Source organism: Kribbella sp. NPDC051586, assembly GCF_044453965.1.
Taxonomy (GTDB): Bacteria; Actinomycetota; Actinomycetes; order Propionibacteriales; family Kribbellaceae; genus Kribbella.
Genome location: NZ_JBITDF010000001.1, coordinates 1,447,394 through 1,468,110 on the forward strand (window position 1 = coordinate 1,447,394; position 20,717 = coordinate 1,468,110).

At 68.0% G+C, this 20,717-nt stretch carries 18 protein-coding genes; 8 read left to right on the forward strand and 10 right to left on the reverse strand.

Going from position 1 to position 20,717, the window contains the following annotated elements; all coding sequences use genetic code 11:
* Nucleotide 1 precedes the first annotated feature (1 nt).
* The 7 genes from ACIA58_RS07200 to ACIA58_RS07230 form a co-directional block, all read right to left on the reverse strand.
* Complete coding sequence (locus ACIA58_RS07200) at nucleotides 2-1,159, reverse strand: acyl-CoA dehydrogenase family protein (protein ID WP_396402691.1); 1,158 nt, start codon at nucleotides 1,157-1,159, stop codon at nucleotides 2-4.
* A complete protein-coding gene (locus ACIA58_RS07205; protein ID WP_396402692.1) occupies nucleotides 1,156-3,057 on the reverse strand; it encodes an acetyl/propionyl/methylcrotonyl-CoA carboxylase subunit alpha in 1,902 nt (633 codons plus the stop codon). The genes ACIA58_RS07200 and ACIA58_RS07205 overlap by 4 nt, the downstream gene beginning before the upstream one ends.
* A gap of 5 nt (nucleotides 3,058-3,062) precedes the next feature.
* Nucleotides 3,063-4,616 (reverse strand): acyl-CoA carboxylase subunit beta, encoded by a 1,554-nt coding sequence (locus ACIA58_RS07210; RefSeq protein ID WP_396402693.1) that lies wholly within the window; start codon nucleotides 4,614-4,616, stop codon nucleotides 3,063-3,065.
* The gene (locus tag ACIA58_RS07215; RefSeq protein ID WP_396402694.1) at nucleotides 4,613-5,725 is read right to left on the reverse strand and encodes an acyl-CoA dehydrogenase family protein; all 1,113 of its coding nucleotides are present in this window, start codon (nucleotides 5,723-5,725) and stop codon (nucleotides 4,613-4,615) included. The genes ACIA58_RS07210 and ACIA58_RS07215 overlap by 4 nt, the downstream gene beginning before the upstream one ends.
* Nucleotides 5,722-7,431, reverse strand: a complete 1,710-nt coding sequence (locus ACIA58_RS07220; RefSeq protein WP_396402695.1) for an acyclic terpene utilization AtuA family protein — start codon at nucleotides 7,429-7,431, stop codon at nucleotides 5,722-5,724. Before ACIA58_RS07220 ends, ACIA58_RS07215 begins: the two co-directional genes overlap by 4 nt.
* Complete coding sequence (locus ACIA58_RS07225; RefSeq protein ID WP_396402696.1) at nucleotides 7,428-8,216, reverse strand: TIGR03084 family metal-binding protein; 789 nt, start codon at nucleotides 8,214-8,216, stop codon at nucleotides 7,428-7,430. The genes ACIA58_RS07220 and ACIA58_RS07225 overlap by 4 nt, the downstream gene beginning before the upstream one ends.
* Nucleotides 8,217-8,293: 77 nt before the next feature.
* Nucleotides 8,294-9,397: an FAD-dependent monooxygenase gene (locus tag ACIA58_RS07230; protein ID WP_396402697.1), complete on the reverse strand. Its 1,104-nt coding sequence runs from the start codon at nucleotides 9,395-9,397 to the stop codon at nucleotides 8,294-8,296.
* 123 nt (nucleotides 9,398-9,520) lie between these two features.
* On the opposite strand from ACIA58_RS07230, the gene ACIA58_RS07235 reads away from it, so the two are divergent.
* Nucleotides 9,521-10,264, forward strand: coding sequence for a GntR family transcriptional regulator (locus ACIA58_RS07235; RefSeq protein WP_396402698.1), 744 nt, complete (start codon nucleotides 9,521-9,523; stop codon nucleotides 10,262-10,264).
* 53 nt (nucleotides 10,265-10,317) lie between these two features.
* Entirely contained in the window at nucleotides 10,318-10,953 is a 636-nt protein-coding gene (locus ACIA58_RS07240; RefSeq protein WP_396402699.1) for a hypothetical protein, read from the forward strand.
* Here ACIA58_RS07240 and ACIA58_RS07245 read toward each other — a convergent pair.
* Nucleotides 10,939-12,291: an NAD(P)/FAD-dependent oxidoreductase gene (locus ACIA58_RS07245; protein WP_396402700.1), complete on the reverse strand. Its 1,353-nt coding sequence runs from the start codon at nucleotides 12,289-12,291 to the stop codon at nucleotides 10,939-10,941. The two genes, ACIA58_RS07240 and ACIA58_RS07245, sit on opposite strands and share 15 nt — an antisense overlap.
* Entirely contained in the window at nucleotides 12,276-12,716 is a 441-nt protein-coding gene (locus ACIA58_RS07250; protein ID WP_396403319.1) for an Lrp/AsnC family transcriptional regulator, read from the reverse strand. The genes ACIA58_RS07245 and ACIA58_RS07250 overlap by 16 nt, the downstream gene beginning before the upstream one ends.
* A 188-nt stretch (nucleotides 12,717-12,904) precedes the next feature.
* Between ACIA58_RS07250 and ACIA58_RS07255 the strand changes: the two genes are divergently transcribed.
* The 6 genes from ACIA58_RS07255 (at nucleotide 12,905) to ACIA58_RS07280 (ending at nucleotide 19,059) form a co-directional block, all read left to right on the forward strand.
* Entirely contained in the window at nucleotides 12,905-14,095 is a 1,191-nt protein-coding gene (locus ACIA58_RS07255) for a spermidine/putrescine ABC transporter substrate-binding protein (RefSeq protein ID WP_396402701.1), read from the forward strand.
* Nucleotides 14,096-14,217: 122 nt separating this feature from the next.
* A complete protein-coding gene (locus ACIA58_RS07260) occupies nucleotides 14,218-15,351 on the forward strand; it encodes an ABC transporter ATP-binding protein (protein WP_396402702.1) in 1,134 nt (377 codons plus the stop codon).
* Nucleotides 15,348-16,250 carry an ABC transporter permease gene (locus ACIA58_RS07265; RefSeq protein WP_396402703.1) on the forward strand — a complete coding sequence of 301 codons (903 nt, stop codon included), beginning with the start codon at nucleotides 15,348-15,350 and terminating at the stop codon, nucleotides 16,248-16,250. The genes ACIA58_RS07260 and ACIA58_RS07265 overlap by 4 nt, the downstream gene beginning before the upstream one ends.
* Nucleotides 16,247-17,047: an ABC transporter permease gene (locus tag ACIA58_RS07270; protein WP_396402704.1), complete on the forward strand. Its 801-nt coding sequence runs from the start codon at nucleotides 16,247-16,249 to the stop codon at nucleotides 17,045-17,047. The genes ACIA58_RS07265 and ACIA58_RS07270 overlap by 4 nt, the downstream gene beginning before the upstream one ends.
* Entirely contained in the window at nucleotides 17,044-18,411 is a 1,368-nt protein-coding gene (locus tag ACIA58_RS07275; RefSeq protein WP_396402705.1) for an NAD(P)/FAD-dependent oxidoreductase, read from the forward strand. Before ACIA58_RS07270 ends, ACIA58_RS07275 begins: the two co-directional genes overlap by 4 nt.
* Nucleotides 18,412-18,489: 78 nt before the next feature.
* Nucleotides 18,490-19,059: a TIGR03086 family metal-binding protein gene (locus ACIA58_RS07280; protein ID WP_396402706.1), complete on the forward strand. Its 570-nt coding sequence runs from the start codon at nucleotides 18,490-18,492 to the stop codon at nucleotides 19,057-19,059.
* A gap of 138 nt (nucleotides 19,060-19,197) precedes the next feature.
* Here the strand turns inward: ACIA58_RS07280 and ACIA58_RS07285 are convergent, their stop codons facing one another.
* Complete coding sequence (locus ACIA58_RS07285; protein WP_396402707.1) at nucleotides 19,198-20,577, reverse strand: aspartate aminotransferase family protein; 1,380 nt, start codon at nucleotides 20,575-20,577, stop codon at nucleotides 19,198-19,200.
* Nucleotides 20,578-20,717: the final 140 nt, after the last annotated feature.

Genomic DNA, 20,717 nt, shown 5'->3' on the forward strand with positions numbered 1-20,717 from the left:
TCTAGTACGACTTGGGCAGTCCGAGGCTGTGTTGTGCGACGAAGTTCAGGATCATCTCCCGGCTGACCGGCGCGATCCGGGTCGCTCGCGCCGCCGCGACCAGCGATGCGACGCCGTATTCGACAGTCATACCGTTCCCGCCGAGCGATTGCACGGCCTGATCGGTGGCCCGGACGGCGACCTCGCCGGCGGCGTACTTGGCCATGTTCGCGGCCTCACCGGCGCCCATGTCGTCGCCCGCGTCGTACAGCGCCGCGGCCTTCTGCATCATCAGGCGGGCCAGCTCGAGCTCGATCTTGATCTGCGCGAGCGGATGCGCGAGACCCTGATGAGCGCCGATCGGCGCCTTCCAGACCTGGCGCTCCTTGACGTACGCCGTGGCCTTGTCGAGCGCGTGCCGCGCGATCCCGATCGCGAACGCCGACGCCATGATCCGCTCGGGGTTCAGCCCCGCGAACAGCTGCATCAGCGCGGCGTCCTCCGAGCCGACGAGCGCTTCACGTGGCAGCTGTACGTCGTCCAGGAACAAGGCGTACTGCTTGTCCGGGCTGATCAGGTCCATCTCGATCTGCTTGAACTCCACGCCCGGCGCGTCGATCGGCACGATGAACAGCGCGGGCTTGAGCTTGCCCGTTCGTGCGTCCTCGGTCCGGCCGACGACCAGGATCGCCTTGGCCACGTCGAGGCCGGAGATGAAGACCTTGCGTCCGGTCAGCGACCAGCCGTCGTCGGTACGGCGGGCGGTCGTAGTGATCTGGTGCGAGTTCGAGCCGGCGTCGGGCTCGGTGATCGCGAACGCCATAATCGTCGTACCGTCGGCCAGGCCCGGCAGCCAGGTCTGCTTCTGCTCGCCGGTGCCGAAGCGGGAGATGACGGTGCCGCAGATCGACGGCGACACGACCAGCATCAGCAGGGGGCAGCCGGCCGCACCGAGCTCCTCGAGCACGATCGACAGGTCGGCCATCCCGCCGCCTCCGCCGCCGTACTGCTCGGGGAGGTTGACGCCGAGGAACCCGAGCTTGCCGGCCTCCAGCCACAGCTCGGTCGTGTGCCCGCCGGACCGCGCCTGCTGGTTGAACCACCCGTAGCCGTACTTCTTGCCGAGCTCACTGACGACCTTCCGCAGCTCCCGACGCTCATCGGACTCGACGAAATTCATGCGTCCTCCCCAACCACGGCCAGTACGGCGCCGACCTCGACCTGCTGTCCCGCTTCCACCTTGAGCTCACCGACCACCCCGTCGACCGGAGCCGCGATGGTGTGCTCCATCTTCATCGCCTCCAGCCACAGCAGCGGTTGCCCTTGGGTAACTGTGTCGCCGATCTCTACGCCGATCCGGATCACCGTCCCCGGCATTGGCGCCACCAACGACCCAGCAGCCACCTGCCGCGCCGGATCCGTGAACCGCTCCACCGGGGCAAGGCTGACACTCCCCAGCGACGAGTCCACACAAACCAGCCCGTCGTACGCCGCCACGTCGAACACCCGCCGAACGCCGTCAACCTGCAGCACGACCCGCTCCGGCGCACTTTCCACCAGTCGCACGTTGCCGTCAGCAACCAAGCCGTCGCGTGTCATGCGGTAGGCGATCTCGTGCACGACCTCGCCGACGCGATAACTCTTGCGCTGCGGCTGCGAAGCCAGATTCCGCCACCCGCTCGGTACCCGCACCGGCGCGTGTCGACCGGCCGCATCGGCCAGCGCAGCCGCCAGCGCCGAGGCCCGCACCACGCTGTCGCCCACCTCCGCGCCGACCCCGTGCTTGTCGAAGAACGCGGTATCGGTGTCGCCCGCAAGAAACGCGGGGTGACGCAGGATCCACACCAGCAGGTCGCGGTTGGTCCCGATGCCGTGAATCCCGGCTCGCCGCAGCACGGCAGCCAACTGCCGGGCAACCGTCGTCCGGTCGGGCCCAGCCGCAATCACCTTCGCCAACATCGCGTCGTAGTACGGCGTAACCTCCGCGCCGTCCTCAACCCCGGAGTCCACCCGCACTCCAGGCGGAACCTCGAAGCGATGGAGGACGCCGGTCTGCGGCTGCCAGTCGTTCAGCGGGTCCTCGGCGTACAGACGGACCTCGATCGCATGGCCGACGGTGGGTGGCGGATCCGGTTGGAGCTGCTCGCCGGCCGCGACCGCGAACTGCAGCTCCACCAGATCCAGGCCGGTGGTCTCCTCGGTGACCGGGTGTTCGACCTGCAGGCGTGTGTTCATCTCGAGGAAGTAGAAGTTCCCCTGCTCGTCCGCGAGGAACTCGACCGTTCCGGCCCCCACGTAACCGATGGCGGCAGCTGCCTTCCGCGCTGCATCGAAGAGCGACGCGCGCATGGACGGGATCCGCTCGACCAGTGGCGACGGTGCCTCTTCGACGACCTTCTGGTGGCGGCGCTGGATCGAGCACTCCCGCTCGCCGACCGCCCAGATCGTGCCGTGCTGGTCGGCCATGATCTGCACCTCGATGTGCCGACCGGCCGCCAGGTACCGCTCGCAGAAGACGGTCCCGTCGCCGAACGCCGACAACGCCTCCGCCGACGCCGCATCGATCTCCGCCGCCAGGTCTTCAAGATGCGACACCACCCGCATCCCACGCCCACCACCGCCGGCCGACGCCTTCACCAGCACCGGCAGGTCGTCCGCGGACACCTCCGCCGGCGTGAGCTCTGCCAGCACCGGCACTCCGGCCGCGGCCATCAGCTTCTTCGCCTCGATCTTCGACCCCATCGACGAGATGGCGTCCACCGGCGGCCCGATCCACGTCAGCCCCGCATCGATCACGGCCTGCGCGAACCCGGCGTTCTCCGACAGGAACCCGTACCCCGGATGTACGGCGTCCGCCCCGGCCCGCAGCGCCGCCTCGACGATCAGCTCGGTCCGCAGATACGTCTCACCCGGAGTGTTCCCCGGCAGCTCAACAGCCGCATCCGCCTCGTCGACGAACGGCATCCGGGCATCCGCGCTCGAGTACACCGCAACCGTCGACAGCCCCGCGGACCGCGCAGTACGGAGGATCCGCCGAGCGATCTCGCCCCGGTTCGCCACCAACACAGTCGTGAACATGCGCCTCACATCCGGAAAACGCCGAAGGACGAGGTGCCTTCGACCGGGGCTGAGTGGATGGCGGACAGGCAGATGCCGAGGACCGTTCTGGTGTCGCGGGGGTCGATCACGCCGTCGTCGTACAGCCGGCCGGACAGGAACATCGGCAGGGATTCCGCCTCGATCTGGCCCTCGACGTACGCGCGCATCTGGGCGTCGGCGTTCTCGTCGTACGGCTGCCCCTTCGCTTCCGATGCCGCGCGCGCGACGATCGACAGCACCCCGGCGAGCTGCTGCGGTCCCATCACCGCCGACTTCGCCGACGGCCACGCGAACAGGAAGCGCGGATCGAACGCCCGTCCGCACATCCCGTAGTGGCCGGCGCCGTACGACGCGCCCATCAGGATCGAGATGTGCGGCACGTGAGAGTTCGAGACCGCGTTGATCATCTGTGCGCCGTGCTTGATGATCCCGCCCTGCTCGTACTCCTGCCCGACCATGTAGCCGGTGGTGTTGTGCAGGAAGATCAGCGGCGTGTTCGCGCGGTTGGCCAACTGGATGAACTGCGCGGCCTTCTGCGACTCCTCGCTGAACAGCACGCCGCGCGCATTCGCCAGGATGCCGACCGGGTACCCGTGCACCGTCGCCCAGCCGGTCGCCAGCGACGACCCGTACAGCGGCTTGAACTCGTCGAACACCGACCCGTCCACGACCCGGGCGATCACGTCCCGCGGATCGAACGGAATCTTCAGATCACCCGGCACGATGTCGAGCAGCTCGTCCGCGTCGTGCAACGGCTCGTCGTACGACGGTTCGGGCGCCGGGCCCTGTTTGCGCCAGTTCAACCGGGACACGATCTGCCGCCCGAGCCGGATCGCGTCCTGCTCGTCCACGGCGAAGTAGTCCGCGAGACCGGACTGTCGCGCGTGCATCGACGCCCCGCCGAGCGACTCGTCGTCGGCGTCCTCGCCGGTCGCCATCTTCACCAGCGGCGGCCCGGCCAGGAACACCTTCGCGCCGCCGTCGACCATCACCACGTAGTCGCTCATGCCGGGGATGTACGCACCGCCCGCGGTCGAGTTGCCGAACACCAGCGCGATCGTCGGAATCCCCTCGGCCGACAACCGGGTCAGGTTGCGGAACATCGCGCCGCCGGGGATGAAGATCTCCTTCTGCGTCGGCAGATCCGCGCCGCCGGACTCGACCAGACTGATCACCGGCAGCCGGTTCGCCCGCGCAATCTCGTCCGACCGCAGCGCCTTCTTCAGGGTCCACGGGTTGCTCGCGCCGCCCTTGACGGTCGGGTCGTTCGCGGTGATCAGGCACTCGACCCCCTCGACGACGCCGATCCCGGTCACCAGGCTCGCGCCGACGGTGAAGTCTGATCCCCAGCCGGCCAGCGGCGACAGCTCGAGGAAGTACGAGTCCGGGTCGAGGAGCAGCTCGATCCGCTCCCGGGCGAGCAGCTTGCCGCGCTTGTGGTGCCGCTCGACGTACTTCTCGCCACCGCCGGCCAGCGCCCTGGCGTGCTCGGCGTCGAGCGCGGTCAGCTTCTCGAGCATCGCGTCGCGGTTACTCATGCAGTGAACCCCAGTCGTTTCGAGGCGAGACCGGTCAGGATCTCGGTGGTGCCGCCGCCGATGGCGAGGATCTTCTGGTCGCGGTACTGGCGTTCGACCTCGGCCTCCCGCATGTAGCCGAGACCGCCGTGCAGCTGGAGCGCCTGATCGCAGACCCACTGCCCGGCCTCGACCGCGGTGTTCTTCGCGAAGCAGGTCTCGGCGATCACGTCCTCACCTCGGTCTGCCCGCTCAGCGACCGAACGCACGTACACCCGAGCCACATCGATCCTCCGGGCCATCTCGGTCAACGTGTGCTGCACGGTCTGCCGCGAGATCAGCGGCCGACCGAACGTCTCCCTGTTGCGGCACCACTCGACCGTCAGATCCAATGCCCGCTGAGCCCCGGCGTACGCCTGCACGGCCAACGTCAGGCGCTCAGCCACGAAGTTCACGGCGAGCTGCACAAAACCAGAGCCCTGAGCTCCGACGAGGTTGCCCACCGGAACCCGCACGTCGGTGAAGGACAGCTCAGCGGTGTCGGAACACAGCCACCCCATCTTCTCCAGCCGCCGCGACACCTCGAACCCCTGCTCGATCACCAGCAGGCTGATCCCATGCGCACCCGCGCCGTCGGTGCGGACAGCCGTCGTCACGAAGTCGGCACGACACCCGGACGTGATGAAGGTCTTCGCGCCGTTGACGACGAACACATCGCCCTCACGCCGAGCCGTCGTACGAATCGACGCCACATCCGACCCGCCACCAGGCTCCGTGATCGCCAGCGCACCGATCAGCTCGCCGTTCAACGTGGGCCGCACCCATCGCTCGATCTGCTCCTGATTGCCCGCAGCAACGATATGCGGCAGCGCGATTCCGCAGGTCAGGAGCGAGGCGACGAGGCCGCCGGACCCACCGGCGTAGTGCATCTCCTCGACCACATCGATCGCGTCGAGCAACGAACCGCCGCCGCCACCGACCGACTCCGGAAACCCGACACCGAGCAGACCGATCGCCCCGGCCTTCTTGTGCAGGTCTCGCGGAAGCTCCCCGTCGCGCTCCCACTGATCGAGCTGCGGGAGGACCTCGGCGTCCATGAAGCGACGCACCGAGTCGCGGAAGTCGCTCACAGCAGGACCTCCGGTACGTCGACGTACCGGGATCGCAGCCACTCGCCGACCGCCTTCGCCTGCGGATCGAACCGCGCCTGGGCCGCGACGCCTTCGCCGAGCAGACCCTCGACGACGAAGTTCACCGCCCACAGGTTGGGGAGGAGGTACCGAGTGACGACCAGCGGCTGGGTCTCGGGAAGCAGTCCCTGGAAGAGGTCAACAGTGAGTGTGTGCGCCAGCCAGCGCCAGGCCTTCTCGTCCCGCGCCCACACGCCGACGTTCGCGTCGCCGCCCTTGTCGCCGGAGCGCGCGCCGGCGATCCGCCCGAGCGGCACCTCCCGCGTGCGCGGCGGTCCGCTCGACAACTGCAGCAAGGGCATCGGCTCATCGATGTCGTCCACGGGCGCCAGTGGCTGGGTCTCGGCAGCCGGCTCGATGACGGTGCGGGTGCCGTCCGGGAGTACGACGACGTGCTCCACCTCGTGGATGTCGACGTACCCGGCCCGGAACACGCCGTACGGCGAACCGTCGCCGGGCGGCGCGGTGACATGGAAGCCCGGGTAGCTCGCGAGCGCCAGCTCGACCGCGGCGCTGCTGAACGCGCGGCCGACGACCTTCGGATCGGGATCCTTCACCGCGCACCGGAGGAAGACGCTGGCCTCCTCCTCCGATTCGGCGTTCGGCTTCTCGGTCCAGGCGAGCGTCCACTTGAGCTCGGCCGGCCGCTTCGGGAGGGCCTGCTCGAGTTGCCGCTGGACCAGCTCGGCCTTCTGCTCCAGCTGCAGCCCGGTGAGCACGAAGTCGACCTCGTTGCGGAACCCGCCGACGCTGTTCAGCGAGACCTTGTACGTCGGCGGCGGGGCTTCACCGCGAACGCCGGAGATCCTGACGCGATCCGGGCCGTCCGCGTCCAGCTCGATCGTGTCGAGGCGGGCGGTGACGTCCGGACCGGCGTACCGGGCGCCGGCGACCTCGTACAGCAGCTGCGCCTTGACCGTGTCGATCGTGACCGCGCCGCTGGTGTTGTCGTGCTTGGTGATCACGCTGCTGCCGTCGGCGTGGATCTCCGCGATCGGGAACCCGGGCCGGCCGAGGTCGCGGATCTCGCTGAAGAACGCGTAGTTCCCGCCGGTCGCCTGGCACCCGCACTCGATCACATGCCCCGCGACGACGGCACCCGCCAGCTCGTCGTACTGCGTCCGCTTCCAGCCGTGATGCGCCGCTGCCGGGCCGACGATCACGGACGCATCGGTCACCCGGCCGGTCACGACGACATCGGCACCGGCCTGCAACGCCTCCGCGATACCCCAGGCGCCCAGATAGGCGTTGGCGGTCATCGGCTTCCCGAGACCGAGCTCGTCGACGCGGTCCAGCAGGTCGTCGCCTTCGACGTACGCGATCTTCGGGTGCAGTCCGAGCCGCTCCGCCAGCTCGCCGATCGCCTGCGCGAGCCCCGACGGGTTGAGCCCGCCCGCATCACTGACGATCTTCACGCCCCGGTCCAAGGCCTCCCCGAGCCCTGTCTCGAGCTGCTTGAGGAACGTCCTCGCGTAACCCAGCGCCGGGTCCTTCAGCCGATCGCGGCCGAGGATCAGCATCGTCAGCTCGGCCAGGTAATCCCCGGTCAGCACATCCAACGGCCCACCGGTCAGCATCTCCTGCACCGCACTGAACCGGTCCCCGTAGAACCCGGACGCGTTCCCGATGCGGATCGGCTCGGTCATGCGAACTGTCCCGGCCGACGACCCTTCCCAGGTAGCCCGGCGAAGGCCTGGATGATCCCGAGCCATTCCTCGGCCTGTGCTCCCTCGGCCTCCACCAAAAGGTCTTCGCGGTGACGCCGCTGGGTCGCCAGCAGGCAGAAGTCGACCGCGGACGCGCTCACCCGCTGATCGGCATCCTCAGGTCCCCACGACCATGCGTCACCGTCCGGCCCGGTCAACTCGACGCGGAACTGCTCGCTCGGCGGCGTGCGGTCGTTGAGCACGTACGCGAAGTCCCGCGTGCGAACGGCGAGATGTGCGACGTGGCGTAGACGGTTGCTCGGCTGCCGTCGTACTCCGAGGGCGTCGAACACGTCCTGCCCGTGCGCCCAGGTCTCCATCAGCCGCGCGGTCGCCATGGAGGTCGGGCTCATCGGCGGGCCGTACCAGGGCACCTTCTCTCCGGCCGGCACCTTCTTCAGCGCCTCGGCAACCTCCGCGCGAGTCTCGCGCCAGTACGGCAGCAGTTGCTCCGGGGGCAGCGCCGCAGTCTCGGCCGCACCGTCGTCGACGTACGTCGTGGGGCTGGCCGCCGCCGTGCGCAGCGAGGCCTTGAAACCCTCGGGATCGGTGGCGGCCAACTGCGTCGCCTCGTCCGTCCAGGCGAGGTGCGCGATCTGATGCGCGATCGTCCAGCCCTCGGCCGGCGTCGGCGTAGCCCACTCGTCCGTGGCCAGCCCACCCACCAGCCGATCCAGCTCCGCACTCTCGGCCCAGAGATCAGCCAGCACTTCATCCAGTTGCACGCCGCACTCCCTCACCAGAGGACCGTGCCCCGAGCGTCCCACGCCCCCGAAAAAGAATCAACCGTGCTTGTTTTCCCTCACGCCGGCTCGGGAGCCTCCCAGTCGGCCCACTGCGCGGTTGCTTTTCGCCAGGCCGTCGGCGGGAGGAGCCGAGCCGCGGCCAGCAGGCCGAGGTGCTTGGCCCGGCTGGTGTCGGAGTTCCGTACGACGCCCGCGCGTGCGGCCGCCATCATCGGCAGGACGCGGGCGCGGCGTTCTTGGTCGTAGCGGTCCAGATTGTCGGCCGTCGCAGCGAGTACTACTGCGTCTTCGAGGGCCTGGCAGGCGCCTTGGCCGAGGTCGGGGGTCATCGCGTGGGCCGCGTCGCCCAGGAGTACGACGTGGTCTTTGACGAAGGCCGGCAGCGGGTCGATGTCGAGCATGTCGTTGTGGAGGACCTGGTCCTCGGGGGTCGCGGCGATCAGCTCAGGGATCGGGTGATGCCAGCCGCCGACGCGGCGCAGTGCCTCGGCCCGGTCGTCGGCGTACAGGGTGTTGGGCTTCGGCTCGTTGGCGGTGAGGAACCAGTAGACGCGCTCCTCCGGCAACGGCAGTACGCCGAACTGGACGCCACGCCCCATCGTCAGCGACTCCTGCACGGGCCAGACCGACCCGGGTGGCGTCACGCCACGCCATACCGTCCGGTGCTGGAACACGGCGTCCCTCGACCACAACGTCCGCCGGGCCACGCTGTTCACCCCGTCGGCCGCGATGACGAGATCCGCCCGGAGTTCCTCGCCCGAGCAGGTCAGAGTGCCGTCGGTCGAGACCGCGGTGACCTCGGCGTCGGTGTGCAGCGCGGACTCCGGCAGCGCCGTCCGCAGTACGTCGTGCAGGTCGGCGCGATGGATCGCGAGTACGCCGACGTCGTCCGGATGCTTCCGCCGTACCCACCGTCCACGCGGAGTCAGGATGTTGCCGCGCGAGGTCGTCGGCACGCTGCGCTCGGCGACGTCCAGACCCAGCGCGGCGAGCGCCTTCACCGCGTTCGGCCACAACGTCAGACCCGCCCCGACCTCGGCGATGATCGGCGCCCGCTCCAGCACGCTGACCGACCATCCGACCCGCCGCAACCCGACCGCCGCCGCCAGCCCACCGATCCCGGCCCCGATCACCAGCGCACTTCGTTCACCGCTAACCATGGCCGGGAGGTTACTTCTTGCCGAACCGCCGAACGACGAGGGGTGCGAGTGGTCTAGCCGGTTTCACTTCAACGCTGATGAAAAGGCTTCCGAAGAGGTCTAGTCAGGTGTTACGCAAGACCAATGCATGGTTCGCTGCCGGGGAAGGCCGCCGAGATCCGGGCGCTGTTGCTGAGTCTGATCGACACGCTGCCGGAGGGCGCCGCCCTGCCGCCCGAGCGTGAACTGGCGGCGCGGTGGAACGTCGCGCGGATGACGCTGCGGCGGGCCGTCGACGAGCTGGTGATCGAGGAACTGCTGGTACGGCGGCACGGCAGCGGCACCTACACGACCCGGCCGAAGGTGGCGCGCTGGCTCGGCATGATCGGCTTCTCCGAGGACATCCGCCGGCGCGGGATGCGACCCGGCAGCACGATGCTCGAGTTCCGGCACCAGAAGGCCGAGCGGGCCGCGGCGCGACGGTTGCGGATCCCGGTGGGCGATCCGATCATCGCGTTCACCCGGCTGCGGCGCGCGGACGACCATCCGATGGTGGTCGAGCGCACCACACTGCCCGCGTCGTACGTGCCCGGTCTGGAGGCCGAGGACCTCAACGGCTCCCTCTACGACCTCCTCACCAGCCGGTACGGCATCGACGTCGTCAGCGGTACGTCGCGACTCGAGCCCGTCATGCCCGACGCGAAGACGGCCGGCTGGCTGGACATCCCGACCACGCAGCCCTGTCTCGCCCTGCACGGCATCAGCTTCGACAGCCGCGACCGGGTCTTCGAGTACACGTCGGCCGTCTACCGCGGCGACCGCTACGCCTTCACGACCGAGCTCCGCACCACCACGCCGAGCCCTCGTGCCAACGCCAAGGGTCTCTGACGCGTCACGGTGATTACTTGACCCGTCGGGTGATCACTAGGGTGGTACGGGTCATGGATCTGAGAAGCCCGATCAGCACAGTCGTCCCGTCGCTGGACGGCCCGGTGTTGCTGGTCCTGGCGCGGGCCGAGGAAGGCCTGTCCGGGCGGCAGATCCACAAGCTGGCCGGATCGGGCAGCGTCGCGGGCGTGCGGCTCGTCCTGCAGCGGCTGGCGGCGACCGGGCTCGTGCACGTCGACGATCTCGGCAATTCGTTGCTCTATCGCCTCAATCGCAAACACCTCGTCGCCGCGATCGTCGAGCAGCTGGCCGACCTCCGCAGTACGTTGATCAGCCAGCTCGCCGACGAGATCAGTAGCTGGCGGATCCCGCCGGTGCACGCGAGTGTGTACGGCGCGATCGCGCGCGGCGACGGTGACCTGGACAGCGACGTCGACCTGCTGCTGATCCGCCCGGACCGGCACGAGTTCGTCGACGTGCTGTGGGAGGAGCAGGTCGGCCGGCTGATGCAGACCGTCGTCGACCTCACCGGCAACCCGGCCCACGTCTTCGAGCTCAGCCGCACCGAGCTCTCGGGCCACCTCGACACCGAGGACCCGATCCTCAACGACTGGATCCGGCCGAGCATCGAGCTCACCGGCGTCCCGCTGATGGAGGCCGGCCGCCTGCCGGTCTCAGCCACCAAGTAGCGGAGACATCAGCCGCGCGATCACGCTGTCCCGCCGCGTCACCCGCTCCTCGACATCCGCGAGCGTCATCGCCCGCAACCCCGCGTTGATCCCCAGCCAGCGCAACGGTTCCGGCTCCCACGCCCGCGACCGGTGCCCGACCCAGGGCAGGCGCGTCAACGCGGTGTCCCGCTGGAGGATCAGGTCCCGCAACGTGCGCCCCGCGAGGTTCGTCGTACTCACGCCGTCCCCGACGTACCCACCCGCCCAGGCGACGCCGCGCTCCAGCCCGACCGACGCGCACCAGTCCCGTGGCACGCCCAACGGACCCCCCCACGCATGCGTGAACTCGGGCGAGATGTCGAACAGCTCCCGCAGCGTCTTCTGCAATCCCTTGAACACCCGCGGTACGTCGTCGAACCCGGGCTTGATCCGCGACCGGAAGTGGTACGGCGCCCCGCGCCCGCCGAAGGCCAGCCGCCCGTCCGCGGTCCGCTGACCGTAGATGATCAGATGCCGGTGATCGCTGAACGTCGGCCGATCCGCCAACCCGATCCGGTCCCACACCGTCCGGTCGAGCGGCTCCGTTGCCACCATCAACGAATACACCGGCGCAACGACCCGCGACTGACCGTCCAGCGCAGGTGTGAACCCCTCGGTCGCCCGTACGACGACGTCCGCGCGCACCACGCCGTACGGCGTCATCGCCCGCCCGGGCAGGATCCGGCTCACCGGCGTCCGCTCGTGGATCGTCACCCCGAGCCGCTCGACCACCGCGGCCAGCCCGCGGACCAGCTTCCCCGGGTGGATCGCCGCGCAGTGCGGCGTGAACGTTGCCCCCAGCACGTTTGTTGCCCGTACCTTCGCCGCGACCTCGTCCGGCGTCAGGAAGCGCAGATCTCCCGGTCCCCACTCGGTCGCCGCATCGACCTCGGTCCGCGCCCGTGCGAGCTGCGCCCGCGTCCGCGCCAGCACCACGGTCCCGCCCTTGTGGTAGTCGCAGTCGATCCCCTCGGCCGCGCTCACCAGGCCTACCTCGTTCACGCTCGCCTGCATCGCCCGGTGCAGCTCGATCGCCGCCTCCCGGCTCGACCCCGGCAGCGCCGCCAACCGTCGCGACGACACCGGGAACAGCGCAGAGCACCAGCCGCCGTTCCGCCCCGACGCCCCGAAGCCGGCGGTCTCTGCCTCCAGTACGACGATGCGCAGCGACGGATCCGCTTTCGCCAGGTAGTACGCCGTCCACAGCCCGGTGTACCCGGCGCCGACGATCACCACGTCGGCGTCCCGGTCGCCCGCCGGCCGCGGGCGCTCCGGGAGCGGATCGGGAGCCGACCAGAGGTTCAGCGCACACCCCACGAGTAGGTCTGTTTCACCAGCTTCAGGTAGACGAACGTCTCGGTCGCCTTCACGCCCTCGATCTGCCGGACCCGCTCGGACAGCACCTGCAGCAGATGCTCGTCGCTCTCGCACAGCACCTCGGCCAGGATGTCGAACGAGCCGGCCGTCACCACGACGTACTCGACCTCGTCCATCTTGGCCAGCTCGTCGGCGATCGGCTCCAGCGCGCCCTCGGCCTTGATCCCGATCATCGCCTGCCGGTCGAACCCCAGCTCGAGCGGATCGGTGACCGCGACCACCTGCATCACGCCGGCCTCGGTCAGTCGCTGCACGCGTTGCCGGACGGCGGCCTCGGACAGGCCGACCGCCTTGCCGATCGCGGCGTACGAACGCCGGCCGTCGACCTGCAGCTGCTCGATGATCGCCTTCGAGGTGTCGTCCAGCAGGGTCTGGTTCTTGTCGGGGTTCCCCGTTCGCACTGCCACCCCCGGATCTTTTCACCGGGTCCGGGCCGCCAGCAAGTCACGGAAGCGGAATTCGTTGCGAAATGACCGTTTAGCTTCGGAATCCCTTGTTCAGATCGCCAAGGTTTGACAGTATCGCCCGCGACAGACGGTTCCTAGGGGGTTCCATGAGTCCTCGTCACCAGCGCGTCGTGGGGCGTCGCGCGGTCCTGAAGGGGATGTCGCTGTCCGCGCTCGGGGTCGGAGGGGTGCTGGCGGGCTGCGGGATCCCGCCGGCCAAGCAGAGCGCGGACAGCTGCACCAGCACCGATATGTCTGCCGCACAGAAAACGCTGAACTTCTCCAACTGGCCGAGCTACATGGACGAGTCCGACGAGAAGGTGAACGGCAAGACCGTTCTGCCGACGCTCGAGGACTTCCAGAAGCAGTCCGGGATCACGGTCACCTATACCGCCGACGTCAACGACAACGCCGAGTTCTACGCCAAGGTGCGCGACCAGCTCGGCAGCTGCCAGTCCTGCGGGCGGGACATCTTCGTACTGACCGACTGGATGGCGGCCCGGATGGTCGGGCTCGGCTGGCTGCAGAAGCTCGACCACGCCAAGATCCCGAACGTCGACAAGCAGCTCCTGAAGCAGCTCAAGGCGCCCAGCTGGGACCCGAACCGCGACTACAGCGTGCCCTGGCAGAGCGGCCTGACCGGCATCGCGTACAACGCCAAGGTCACCAAAGAGGTCCGCAGCATGGCCGACCTGCTCAGCCGCGGCGACCTGAAGGGCCGCGTCACGCTCCTGTCGGAGATGCCGGACACGATGTCGTTCATGCTCAAGCTGGTCGGCGCCGACCCGGGCAAATTCAACGATGCCGAATGGAGCAAGGCGCTCGACAAGCTCCAGGAGTACGTCGGCTCCGGCCAGGTCCGCCGCTTCACCGGCAACGACTACGTACAGGACCTGAACGCCGGCAACATCGCCGCCTGCGAGGCCTGGTCCGGTGACGTGATCGCGATGCAGGCCGACAACCCCGACATCAAGTTCGTGGTGCCGGAAGAGGGCCTGATGCTGTGGTCGGACAACATGCTGGTGTCGAACAAGGCGACCCACAAGATCAACGCCGAGGCGTTGATGAACTACTACTACGAGCCGGAAGTGGCCGCGACCCTGGCCGACTGGGTCAACTACATCTGCCCGGTCCAAGGGGCCAAGAAGGCGATGGAGACTGTCGATCCAGACGTCGTCGACGACCCGCTGATCTTCCCCGACGAGGCCACGCTGGCCAAGACGGCCTCGTTCATGCCGCTGGACACGGCCAAGGCAGCCCTCTACGAAACCGACTTCAACCTCGCGATCGGGGGCTGATAGATGACCGTGTCATGGCCGCGCCTCCGGCGCAGCGGGTCATGGGGCTGCAACTCCCGGCCGTCCCTCGTCGCTCCGGTCGCTGCGCTCCCTCCGCTCCTCAGTCCAGGCCGGGAGGCCCCATGACCAGTGACCTAGTTCTCCACGGAATCAGCAAGCAGTTCAGCGGGCAGCGGGCGGTCGACAACCTCGACCTGACGGTCCCGTCCGGGTCCTTCTTCGCGCTGCTCGGTCCGTCCGGCTGCGGGAAGACCACGACGCTGCGGATGATCGCCGGCCTCGAGGAGCCGACCACGGGCAGCATCCGGCTCGGCGAGCAGGAGATCACCGGACTGCGCCCGTACAAGCGGCCCGTCAACACGGTCTTCCAGAACTATGCGCTGTTCCCGCACCTCGACATCTTCGAGAATGTCGCGTTCGGGCTGAAGCGGCGCGGGGTGAAGGACTTCAAGCCGAAGGTCGAGGAGATGCTCGGCCTGGTCGAGCTCTCGACGTACGGCAAACGGCGGCCGTCCCAGCTGTCGGGCGGTCAGCAGCAGCGGGTCGCGCTGGCCCGGGCGCTGATCAACCGGCCGCAGGTGCTGCTGCTGGACGAGCCGCTCGGCGCGCTGGACCTGAAGCTGCGGCGGCAGATGCAGCTGGAGCTGAAGCGGATCCAGACCGAGGTCGGCATCACGTTCGTGCACGTCACCCACGACCAGGAAGAGGCCATGACGATGGCCGACACCATCGCGGTGATGAACAGCGGCGTGATCGAGCAGATGGGTTCGCCGGCCGAGCTGTACGACCTGCCCGCGACGACCTTCGTGGCGAACTTCCTCGGCCAGTCGAACCTGATCCGGGCCACCATCATCGGACAGGCCGAGGAGAACGTGACGGTCGACGTCCACGGCCGCAAGGTGACCGTGCCATTGCCCCGCTGCCGGGTCACCGAGGGCGATGTCTGGATGGGGATCCGGCCCGAGAAGGTGTTCATCGCGGCGGCCGGGACCGAGCAGAGCAACGGGTCGAACCAGTTGCGCGGCGCGGTCGTGACGGACGTCAGTTACGTCGGCGTGAGCACGCAGTACCTGGTCAAGCTGCCGTGGAACCAGGAGCTGACGATCTTCGAGCAGAACACCGGCGCGCGGGGCACGTTCGGCGTCGGCGAGACCGTGGACCTGCACTGGTTGCCGACGCACACGTTCGTGCTCGACGCCGACCAGGACGCCCGGGCCGGCGTCGAGGACATCGACGATCCGGGTGGTGCCGGATGAGCGCGGTCGGGCAGCTCGGGGCGGCTTCGGCCGCACCGCCGGCGAAGGTGGAGCGCTCCGGCCGGCGGTTCACGGGATACCTGTTGCTGCTGCCCGGCGGGTTGTGGCTGCTGCTGTTCTTCGTCGTACCGCTGGTTTCGTTGCTGGCGGCAAGCTTGTACGACCCGAACGGGTCGATCGAGTCCGGGTTCAAGATGACCTGGCACTTCCAGAACTTCGCCGACACGATGGCCGACTATGCCCGGCCCTTCGGCCGGTCGTTGTGGTACTCGTTGCTGACGACGGTGTTCTGTCTGCTGCTCGGGTATCCGCTGGCGTACGCGATCGCGATGAAAGCCGGCCGCTGGAAGAACCTGATGCTCGCACTGGTGATCGCGCCGTTCTTCACCAGCTTCCTGATCCGGACGCTGTCGTGGAAGCTGCTGCTGTCGGACAACGGGTTCGTCGTCGACGCCCTGAAGTGGCTGCACATCCTCGGCCCGGACGGACGGTTGCTGGCGACAACGACCGCGGTGGTGACCGGCCTGACGTACAACTTCCTGCCGTTCATGGTGCTGCCGCTGTACGCGTCGCTCGAGCGCATCGATCCACGGCTGATCGAGGCGGGTGGTGACCTGTTCGCCAATCCGTTCACGACGTTCCGGACGGTGACGTTGCCGTTGTCGATGCCGGGCGTGGTCGCGGGCACGCTGCTGACCTTCATCCCGGCGGCCGGCGACTACATCAACGCGCAACTCCTGGGTACGCCGAGGCAGCGGATGATCGGCAACGACATCCAGCGACTGTTCTCGGCGGGCGCGTATCCGACGGCGGCGGCGTTGTCGGTGACGTTGATGGCGGCCATCGTCGTGCTCGTGCTGGTCTACGTACGGCGGGCCGGGACGGAGGAGCTGCTATGACGCGCGTCGGTCGGTGGGTCCGCCAGCGGTTGATCCTGGTCGTTGCGCTGCTCGTGCTGCTCTATCTCTTCGCGCCGATCGTCGTCGTGATGCTGATGTCCTTCAACGAGCCGAAGAGCAAGCTGTCGTACACGTTCGACGGGTTCACCTGGCAGAACTGGCAGCATCCGTGCCGGCCGTACGGACTGTGCGACGCGGTCAGCACGTCGTTGCGGATCGGGCTGCTGGCAACGGTGATCGCGACGGCGCTCGGGACGTTGATGGCCTTCGCGATGGTGCGGCACCGGTTCCGCGGGCGGTCCGCCACGAACCTGTTCATCTTCCTGCCGATGGCCTCGCCCGAGATCGTGCTCGGCTCGTCGCTGCTCGCTCTGTTCGTGTCGAGCGGCTTCGGCGGCAAGCTCGGGTTCTGGACGGTGCTGATCGCGCACGTGATGTTCTGCCTGTCGTTCGTGGTCGTGACGGTGAAGGCGCGACTGACCGGGATGGATTCGCGGCTGGAACAGGCGGCGATGGATCTGTACGCCAACGAGTGGCAGACGTTCTGGCGGATCACGTTCCCGTTGGTGTTCCCCGGCATCCTGGCCGCGGCGCTGCTGAGCTTCTCGTTGTCGTTCGACGACTTCATCATCACGAACCTGAACGCCGGCACGACGGTGACGTTCCCGATGTTCGTGTGGGGGTCGGCGCAGCGTGACATCCCGCCGCAGATCAACGTCGTCGGTACGGCGATGTTCCTGCTGGCGCTCGTCCTCGTCCTGGGTGGTGAGCTGGCCCGACGCCGGCGTACCCGATGAAACTGGCAGCTCTCGCCGAGGCCGAACCGCGAGTCTTCTGGCTCGAGGACAAGTCGGCTCCGGAACCGCTGCCTGCCTTGCTCGGGCCGTTGACGGCTGATCTCGCGGTGGTCGGGGGCGGCTACACGGGTCTGTGGACGGCATTGCGGGCGAAGGAGCGGCACCCGTCGCTGGACGTCGTACTGCTCGAGGGTGACCTTTGTGGCTCGGCTGCCAGCGGGCGCAACGGCGGCTTCTGCGACGCGAGCCTCACCCACGGATACGCCAACGGGCTGGCTCGCTGGCCGTCGGAGATCTCTACGCTGGAACGCCTCGGGCTGGAGAACTGGAAGGGGATCGAGTCCACGATCGCCCGCTACGGCATCGACTGCGACTGGCAGGCCACGGGCGAACTCACCGTCGCCACGGCTCCACATCACGTCGAGGAGTTATCTGCTGAAGCCGCTGAGCGCTCTGATGCTGTCTTCCTGGATCAAGAAGCGGCACGAGCAGAGGTCAACTCACCGACCTACCTGGGCGCATTGTTCGACCCTTCCAGTACTGCGCTGGTCGAGCCGGCGCGATTGGCTTGGGGACTACGACAGGCCTGCCTCGACCACGGCGTACGCATCCATGAACACAGCGCTGTCACCCGGCTCCACTCAAGGTCGGTGCACACGGCAACCGGTTCTGTCCGAGCCGACCGGATCGCACTGGCGACGAACGCCTTCCCCTCGCTGTTGCGCCGGTTGCGGCTCTACACCGTCCCGGTCTACGACCTTGTCCTGGTCACCGAGCCGCTGTCTGCCGCACAGATGGCGTCGATCGGCTGGCACCGCCGGCAGGGTGTCGGCGACGCCTCCAACCTCTTCCACTACTACCGCCTCACCCGGGACAACCGCATCCTCTGGGGCGGCTACCTGCCGCTGTACTACTTCGGCAGCCGCATCGACCCGTCCCTGGAGCAGCGGAACTCCATCCACACGATGCTTGCCCGGCACTTCTTCCAAACGTTCCCTCAACTGGAGGGCCTGCACTTCACCCATCGCTGGGGCGGCGTCATCGACACGAGCACCAGATTCTGCGCCTTCTACGGAACGGCACACTCCGGCCACACGGCGTACGCCCTCGGCTACACCGGCCTGGGCGTGGCTGCCACCCGCTTCGGCGCCGACGTAATCCTCGACCTCCTGTACGCCGAATCCACTCCCCGCACCACCCTCCAGATGGTCCGTGACCGCCCCCTCCCCTTCCCACCCGAACCCCTCCGCGCCGCCGGCATCCACCTGACCCGCTGGTCCATGCACCAAGCCGACAAACACGCCGGCCACCGAAACCTCTGGCTCCGAACCCTCGACCGCCTCGGCCTGGGCTTCGACTTCTGAGGCAGATGATCGGCCCCACCGATTCCTTTTCCGATCGCCGCCGGTCTACAAGGCAACTGCGAGAGAGGAATGTGAACGGTGGAGAGTGATTCTGCAGCGACCCAGCAGCTGAGCCGAGCCTTCGCCAGCACCCGCGCTGTGCTGACCGAAGTGCAAGCGGACCACCTGGATGCCCGGACCCCGTGTGTGTCGTGGGACGTACGCGCACTGATCAACCACTTCATCAACTCGGCCCGCTGGGGCGCGGCGGCCGTCGGCGGATATGAGCACACCGAGGAGGACCATCTGTCCGGCGACTTCCTGGCCGGCTACGACGACAGCATCAAGATCGCACTGGCAGCCTTCGAGTCCCCCGGCGTCCTGGACCAGACCATCCAGCTGCCGTTCGGCGAGTTCTCCGGCACCGACATCCTGAACATGCTCACCAGAGACCAATTCACCCACGGCTGGGACCTGGCCCGAGCCATCAACCACCCCACCGACCTGGACCCCGACCTGGCCGCCGAACTCCTCACCCAAGCCCACCTGGACATCGTCGACGCCTACCGAGGCCCGGACGGCGAAGCCATCTTCGGCCCCGCCACCACCCCTTCCCCGACCGCATCCCCCGCCGACCACCTGGCCGCCTTCCTCGGCCGCCCATGCTGAACGCCGTCGCCGCGACTCCGCCGAGTCGTGGCAATTGGCTGTTGCTCCCCATCGCGAGTCGTGAGAATCGGCTGATTTGCGCGGCCAATCTCCACGACTCGACGGATTTCGGTTGAGGGTGCGACTGGCGTGAGGTGGCTAGAGGAGGGATTCGGCTTCTTTGAGGACTGATCTGAGGATGGACTCGATTTCGTTGAAGTGGGGTTGGTCGCAGATCAGGGGTGGGGAGAGTTGGATCACGGGGTCGCCTCGGTCGTCGGCTCGGCAGTAGAGGCCGGCGTCGAAGAGGGCCTTGGAGAGGAAGCCCCGGAGTAGGCGTTCGGATTCCTCGTCGTTGAAGGTTTCCTTGGTGGCCTTGTCCTTGACGAGCTCGATTCCGTAGAAGTAGCCCGCGCCGCGGACGTCGCCGACCATGGGCAGGTCGAGCAGCTTTTCGAGCGTCGCCCGGAAGTCCCCCTCCCGGCTCCGGACGTGCTCGTTGATGCCTTCGCGCTCGAAGATGTCCAGGTTGGCCAGCGCGACCGCGGCCGAAACGGGATGGCCACCGAAGGTGTAGCCATGGGCGAATGTGGTGTCCCCGTGCAGGAACGGCTCGATCAGCCGGTCCGTCGCGATCATCGCGCCGAGCGGCGAGTAGCCCGACGTGATGCCCTTCGCGCACGTAATGATGTCCGGCTGGTATCCGAACCGCTCGGCTCCGAACATGTGGCCCAGCCGGCCGAAGGCGCAGATCACCTCGTCGCTGACGAGCAGTACGTCGTACTCGTCGCAGATCTCGCGGACGCGTTCGAAGTACCCCGGTGGTGGCGGGAAGCAACCACCGGCGTTCTGCACCGGTTCCAGGAAGACGGCGGCGACTGTCGACGCGCCTTCGTTCTCGATCGCGACCGCGATCTGGTCGGCGGCCCAGCGGCCGAAGGCCTCCGGGTCGTCGCCGTGGATCGGGGCGCGGTAGATGTTCGTGTTGGGCACCCGGAAGGTGCTCGGCACGAGGGGCTCGAACGGCTCCTTGAGCTCCGGCAGTCCGGTGATCGACAGCGCCCCCTGCGTCGTACCGTGGTACGCGATCGCGCGGCTGATCACCTTGTGCTTGCCCGGTTTGCCGGTGAGCTTGAAGTACTGCTTGGCCAGCTTCCACGCCGACTCGACCGCTTCGCCGCCGCCGCTGGTGAAGAACACCCGGTTCAGATCGCCGGGCGCGTACGACGCGACGCGCTCGGCCAGCTCGATCGACTTGGGATGCGCGTACGACCACAGCGGGAAGAACGCCAGCTCCGACGCCTGCTTGGCAGCCGCCTCGGCGAGCTCCGTCCGGCCGTGACCGAGCTGGTTGACGAACAGGCCCGCGAGGCCGTCCAGGTATCGCTTGCCGCGAGCGTCGTAGATGTACACACCATCGCCGCGCACGATCACCGGCACCTCGCCGGACTGGTAGCTCGACAGCCGGGTGAAATGCATCCACAGGTGGTCTCGCGCCGACTGCTGCAGGTGGGCGAAGTCGGGCGTTTCGGACGGCATAGGGCTTCCCTCTCCTCCAGGCTGGCCGGTCCCGCCATCGTGCCTGGAAAAGCGCATCCAAGCAAGTGATTTCGTTCCACAAGAGCCGTTAGTCTGTCGATGTCAGCAGTCTCAGACCGCATCCAATGCGGAATCCGCAG

Coding starts and splice junctions, on each gene's coding strand:
- ACIA58_RS07235 (WP_396402698.1), top strand. CDS start 9,521: ATGCATGGTTCGCTGCCGGGGAAGGCCGCCGAGATCCGGGCGCTGTTG.
- ACIA58_RS07230 (WP_396402697.1), bottom strand. CDS start 9,397: ATGGTTAGCGGTGAACGAAGTGCGCTGGTGATCGGGGCCGGGATCGGT.
- ACIA58_RS07265 (WP_396402703.1), top strand. CDS start 15,348: ATGAGCGCGGTCGGGCAGCTCGGGGCGGCTTCGGCCGCACCGCCGGCG.
- ACIA58_RS07260 (WP_396402702.1), top strand. CDS start 14,218: ATGACCAGTGACCTAGTTCTCCACGGAATCAGCAAGCAGTTCAGCGGG.
- ACIA58_RS07255 (WP_396402701.1), top strand. CDS start 12,905: ATGAGTCCTCGTCACCAGCGCGTCGTGGGGCGTCGCGCGGTCCTGAAG.
- ACIA58_RS07275 (WP_396402705.1), top strand. CDS start 17,044: ATGAAACTGGCAGCTCTCGCCGAGGCCGAACCGCGAGTCTTCTGGCTC.
- ACIA58_RS07220 (WP_396402695.1), bottom strand. CDS start 7,431: ATGACCGAGCCGATCCGCATCGGGAACGCGTCCGGGTTCTACGGGGAC.
- ACIA58_RS07240 (WP_396402699.1), top strand. CDS start 10,318: ATGGATCTGAGAAGCCCGATCAGCACAGTCGTCCCGTCGCTGGACGGC.
- ACIA58_RS07210 (WP_396402693.1), bottom strand. CDS start 4,616: ATGAGTAACCGCGACGCGATGCTCGAGAAGCTGACCGCGCTCGACGCC.
- ACIA58_RS07270 (WP_396402704.1), top strand. CDS start 16,247: ATGACGCGCGTCGGTCGGTGGGTCCGCCAGCGGTTGATCCTGGTCGTT.
- ACIA58_RS07285 (WP_396402707.1), bottom strand. CDS start 20,577: ATGCCGTCCGAAACGCCCGACTTCGCCCACCTGCAGCAGTCGGCGCGA.
- ACIA58_RS07200 (WP_396402691.1), bottom strand. CDS start 1,159: ATGAATTTCGTCGAGTCCGATGAGCGTCGGGAGCTGCGGAAGGTCGTC.
- ACIA58_RS07205 (WP_396402692.1), bottom strand. CDS start 3,057: ATGTTCACGACTGTGTTGGTGGCGAACCGGGGCGAGATCGCTCGGCGG.